This window comes from Dethiosulfatibacter sp. (assembly GCF_983023055.1).
The window spans coordinates 1-5266 of the sequence record NZ_CEZJXU010000152.1; the positions used below are offsets into that span (position 1 = coordinate 1).

Consider the following 5266-nt stretch of genomic DNA (forward strand, 5'->3'; position numbering starts at 1 on the left):
TTCAATGAAGCTAGATTCTTTGTTTTGAATATTAATATTATTTTTGTCTGGAACTAGTTGATTACAGCTTTTTTTTCGCAGCTTTCTGGTAGATATAAGCAGCGGATGCTATGTCTTCTACTGCAAGACCCATGCCTTCGAACATAGTTATTTCAGTATCTGTTTTTCTTCCTTCGGCTTTATTCAATAAGATATCGCCGATTTCAGCAACTATGTGATCATCTTCAATGGCGCCTTCACTCAATGGAACCAAGTAGTCGCTGCTCTCTCCGGTACAAGACTCTTTCTTGTCGACATAAAGTCTTGCCTTTGCAACTGCACTGCTGTCAATTTCCCTGTAAGCCTTTGCAGAAGCACCTATAGCGTTTATATGAGTTCCTGGTTTCAACCATTCTCCATTCAATACTGGTTCCTTGGCCAATGTCACTGTCGTTATGATTTCTGAATTTGATACAACTTCTTCAGCGGTTTCACAGACTGTAACCTTTACGTTGTACTTTTCGGACATTTCATCAGCAAATTTTTCAGCAGCAGATGGATATAAGTCCCAAACTTTGATTTCTTCGATATCCCTTACAAGAAGCAGTGACTCGACGTGGTTTCTAGCTTGTACTCCGGCACCCAGGAATCCCATGGTTTTTGCATCCTTCTTTGCAAGAAGATCTGTTGCAACGGCAGTAACGGAGGCGGTTCTAAGAGCTGTAATGGATATGCAGTCTATGCTTGCTCTTTCCTTTCCGTCTTCGGCGCTGAACAATAGTACTACACCCTGGTGTGATGGAAGGTTTCTTCCATGATTTGATGGAAATATTGTTATTAACTTGACTCCGAAGTATCCTTTTTCATTAAGGTATGCCGGCATAAGGAGGTAGAAATCATCTCCTGCAAGCTTGTTTGCTGATCTTAATGACATTGAAGCCTTTCCGTCGTTAAGGTCCATAAGTGTTTCCTTCATGAGTCCGATGCACTCTTTCATTGATAGAAGTTCTCTGACTTCTTCTTTACCAATTACTAACATTGTAATTCTCCCTTTAAAATATATTTTCAATTTTGGTTTAATAAATTATTATTATAATAACAAAAAATTAACAAAATGTCAAATTTTGGGATGGAATATATTGAATAAAGGGCTAATGTGTTTAAAATGGCGACAACTATATTTAAGAAGAGGGCATTAATGACTTTTTTGTAACAATTTCACATAATAAAAACTGTTGTCTATCTGATAATTAACACAAATCAGATGGATAACAGTTTTTGATATATATATTTACAAATCAGTTTATTTCTTTGAGGTAACGATAGAGTGTAGTTTCTGATACTTTAAGTTGTTTTGCAGCCTCTGAAGTACCACCCTTTATGTCGAAGATTCCTCTATCCTGGAGTGTTCTCACTACTTCGATTTTTTCGCCTTTTTTCATTCTGGTTACAGAAATATTGTGATTGTTAATGACCTCTTGTATCACAGTTTCAGCCATTGATGAGATTGGTGTGGATATTTCCTCGCTGTGTTCTGCAGTTGATTGGTTGAAATATTTTTCCATTTTTCCAAACTGCTCCTTGAATTCAAGGAAGTCAGTTATATCGCTGTTGACGCAGAGGAATCCGTGAAGATTTCCTTTTTCATCCTTGATAAAAAAAGTAGAGGAATTAAACTTCCTTTCGCCTTTGCCCCTTCCTTCATAGTTCACGATATAATCCTTGGTCAGATATTCCTTCCTCTTCAATATTTCATGAGAAAGATCCGTTAGTGAATCACCAGGTGTTCTTCCTGAGATATGTCCCTTATCTATCCAGACGATTGAATTCTCTGGGTTCTTGATATCGTGAATTAAGACTTCACAGTTGTCTCCCATTATCTTGCTTATGAATTCACCGATTATTATATATTTTTCTAAAATGCTTTTCACTTTATCACTTCCAATTCATTTAATAACTTTGCATGTACATTGGTGACGTTGGCTGCAAAGTTCAAGTATCATTATTATAATATATGAAAAATTATAATATTACAAGAATAATGATAAAAATATTATCATTATGAAAAAAATACTTGCAAAACATCTCGTAAAATAATATAATTAGGGTAGAAAATTTGGAGGTATACAATGAAAAAATTTATTTCAACTAAAAACGCGCCTGCAGCAGTAGGCCCTTATTCTCAAGCAGTAGAGGTTAATGACACACTTTATGTATCTGGACAGATTCCTTTTGTTCCTGCAACTATGACGCTTGTAAGCGAAGACATAGCAGAGCAGACTAAGCAGTCCCTTGCAAACATCAAGGCAATACTTGATGAAGCGGGATACAAAGTGGAAGACATCGTTAAGTGTCAGTGTTTCCTTAAGGACATGAATGACTTTGCAGCAATGAATGCAGTATATGAAGAGTTCTTCGGAGAGCACAAGCCGGCAAGAGCTGCAGTAGAGGTTGCAAGACTTCCTAAAGATGTAAAAGTAGAGATTGACGCAATAGCAATTAAGTAGGATTTATAGCAAAAGCATATAGTTGAGTTTTTAAACTTAATAATGAACAACTCTAATCCCGTGGTATAATATATCATGGGATTTTTTATATACAAATCTAAAATTTTTCCCTACAGTGTTGGAATATTATTTCTAGATAGATTGAAGTTGTTTTAAGTATGAAAATACCGATTACAGAGATTATAAATTATTACAGTGAGGTCTCGAATTCGAGGTGCGATAATTTTCAATTATTAATTATGAATTGTCGTACTGAGTGAGTAGGGAACTGTAATAATTTATAATCTCGATACAACATTTAGAGGAGGAACCTTATGATAAAAGTTAACAATCTAAAGTATTCCTACGATAAAAAGAAGAATGCAGTGGATGACATAAGCTTTCATGTAGAAAAGGGTGAAGTTTTCGGTTTTCTAGGACCAAATGGTGCTGGTAAGTCTACTACACAGAAAATTCTTACTGGTCTTCTTCCTGTTCAGTATGGAGAGGCTTTTGTTGCAGGAATAAAGGTGCAGGGACAAAAAAGCGGATTTTTCAACAGAATAGGCGTATCCTTTGAAATTGCAAATGCCTACGACAAGCTTACAGGACTTGAAAACCTGAAATACTTTGCCGGTATGTTTGATGTTGATACATTGGACTGCAATGAACTCATCAAATCCGTTGGATTGGAAGATGTGAAAGACATGAGGGTTGGAAAGTATTCAAAGGGTATGAAGCAGAGACTGATATTTGCCCGTTCCATGATAAATTACCCTGAAGTGTGGTTTTTGGACGAGCCTGTCACTGGACTGGATCCTTCGTCAAGCAGGGACATCCTGGATATAATAAGAAAAAGAAATGAAGAGGGAGCCACAATACTTCTTACAACCCATAACATGGCAGTGGCAGAGGAGTTGTGCCATAGGATAGCCTTTATGAATGAAGGAAAGATTATTGTTGTTGACACTCCAAGGAATCTTAGGCTTAAATACGGTGAAAAGAGAGTAAGGATAGAATACGGAGAGAATGGAAATATTCTTTCTGAAGATCTTAGTCTTGAAAGTGAAGAGGGCAGGAAAAGAATAAATGATTTTGTGTCTTCTGGAAAGATTGAAACCATTCATTCTGAAGAGGCAACTCTTGAGGATATTTTCATTGAACTTACAGGCAGGAGGCTGGTATAAATGGGTCATCGTTTTTATGCCACGTTGAAAAAGGATATGAAGATTGCATGGAGGGAATATTTTTTTCACGTAACCCTCATAACTGCAGCGATTTTTTGTCTTGTACTTAAGTTCATCGTTCCCTATACCTTTGAAAACATATCATTTTTCATATACCTGGAAAAAGGAGCACTGCCTTTTTCAGTAGAAGGCTTCGATTCGGAATTCACATCGGGAAATCTTACCTTTGTCGATTCCAGGGAAGAACTCGTTGAGAGAATAGAGAAGAAACCTGAAAGCTACGGGGCAGTCATCTCCAAAGGGGATGAATATCCTGAAATAGAACTGGTTCTTCAGGGATACGAAAACAATAAATTCAGAAATTTGATAGAGCTACAGGTTGAAAGAGGATTGTCGGAATTTCTGAAAGGAAACTTTTTTTACAAGTCAGACTACCAGGTAAAGATATTAAATCCTCAATACGGGAGCAATGATATTTCCTATAGTGATATAATGTTACCTCTTTTCATAGTAATGGAGTCATCATTCATAGGATATTTTCTAATAGCAGTACTTCTTTTCATGGAAAAGGAACAGAGGATGCATACTGCATTTCTGGTTTCGCCAGGAAGAACGGTCGAGCATCTGTTGTCAAAAGCCCTGGTGATGCTTGTTCTGGGTCTTATTTCAGCCTTTGGAACAGTTATATTTCTGAGAGGATTTGACTTTAATCCACTATATTTATTGATGTTTCTAATAGTATCGTCATTTTTTGGTTCCTCACTTGGATCATTAATAGGAAGCTTTTTCGATTCACTGTCAAAATCAATGCTGTGGGTTATGGCGTCCATGGCAGTCCTTGTGATTCCTGTGATTTCATATGTATATCCTCCCTTTTCACCTCTCTGGGTAAAAGTAATACCAACGTATACAATGATTTATGCAGCAGGAGAAGCACTCCTTGATTCGGGAGGCACTGTGTTTTACAGATATTTGTCATTGATCCTGATGGAGGGTCTTGGTATTTTTGTGCTGGCTCATATTTTCTTTAAAAGAGCTTTGCTTCGAAAGAATTAGGAGGTTGAATATGAAGATATCAAAAATTTTTAAAGTTTTCAAAAGAGATACCATGAGTGTTGTCAGGGATTTCATCATATTCATAACTGCAATACTTCCAATAATTCTTGCTGTAGTTCTAAACCTTTTTATTCCAGATGTTGAAAGTGCCTCTACAAGATTTGTAATCAATTCAAATGTTGAGAAGGAAGTGGTTTATGAATTTGAAAAATACGGAGAAGTTGAATTTGCAGATACCAGAGAGGACCTCTACGAAAGAGTGGAGGGGACCGATGAGGTTGCTGGAATAGATTATGTTGAGGGTGAATATGTTATAGTACTTCAGGGCAACGAAAAGACTGTGTCCAAAAATACTGCGGCAATGATACTTGATGAATATTTGAAGACAGAAGAAAGTCTTGTTGATGTTAAAATCTCCGATGTAGGAGTCAAGGAATCACCTGTGAGAAGGCTTGGGACGATTTTCATACTGTTGTTCTCCATGGTAGCACCGGGACTTATGGTGGGAATAAATCTGGTGGAAGAAAAGGAATCTAATACTCTTTCCGCCCTTAATGT

The 5266-nt window shown here is 36.9% G+C and carries 6 protein-coding genes; 4 read left to right on the forward strand and 2 right to left on the reverse strand.

What is annotated here, in order from left to right; genetic code table 11:
- Positions 1–61: 61 nt before the first annotated feature.
- Together AC3AX0_RS06685 and AC3AX0_RS06690 are read right to left on the reverse strand one after the other, a co-directional pair.
- Positions 62–1018, reverse strand: a complete 957-nt coding sequence (locus tag AC3AX0_RS06685) for an ornithine cyclodeaminase family protein (RefSeq protein WP_487549529.1) — start codon at positions 1016–1018, stop codon at positions 62–64.
- Between the two features lie 259 nt (positions 1019–1277).
- Positions 1278–1910 carry a helix-turn-helix transcriptional regulator gene (locus AC3AX0_RS06690; RefSeq protein ID WP_487549530.1) on the reverse strand — a complete coding sequence of 211 codons (633 nt, stop codon included), beginning with the start codon at positions 1908–1910 and terminating at the stop codon, positions 1278–1280.
- A 198-nt stretch (positions 1911–2108) separates the two neighbouring features.
- Between AC3AX0_RS06690 and AC3AX0_RS06695 the strand changes: the two genes are divergently transcribed.
- The 4 genes from AC3AX0_RS06695 to AC3AX0_RS06710 all read left to right on the forward strand — a co-directional run.
- Positions 2109–2486: a RidA family protein gene (locus tag AC3AX0_RS06695; RefSeq protein WP_487549531.1), complete on the forward strand. Its 378-nt coding sequence runs from the start codon at positions 2109–2111 to the stop codon at positions 2484–2486.
- A 314-nt stretch (positions 2487–2800) separates the two neighbouring features.
- Positions 2801–3652, forward strand: a complete 852-nt coding sequence (locus AC3AX0_RS06700; RefSeq protein ID WP_487549532.1) for an ABC transporter ATP-binding protein — start codon at positions 2801–2803, stop codon at positions 3650–3652.
- On the forward strand, positions 3653–4708 hold the full coding sequence (locus AC3AX0_RS06705) for an ABC transporter permease (protein ID WP_487549533.1): 1056 nt from the start codon (positions 3653–3655) through the stop codon (positions 4706–4708). It begins immediately after the preceding gene.
- 10 nt (positions 4709–4718) lie between these two features.
- A partial coding sequence (locus tag AC3AX0_RS06710) for an ABC transporter permease family protein (RefSeq protein WP_487549534.1) occupies positions 4719–5266 on the forward strand: 548 nt, incomplete at its 3' end.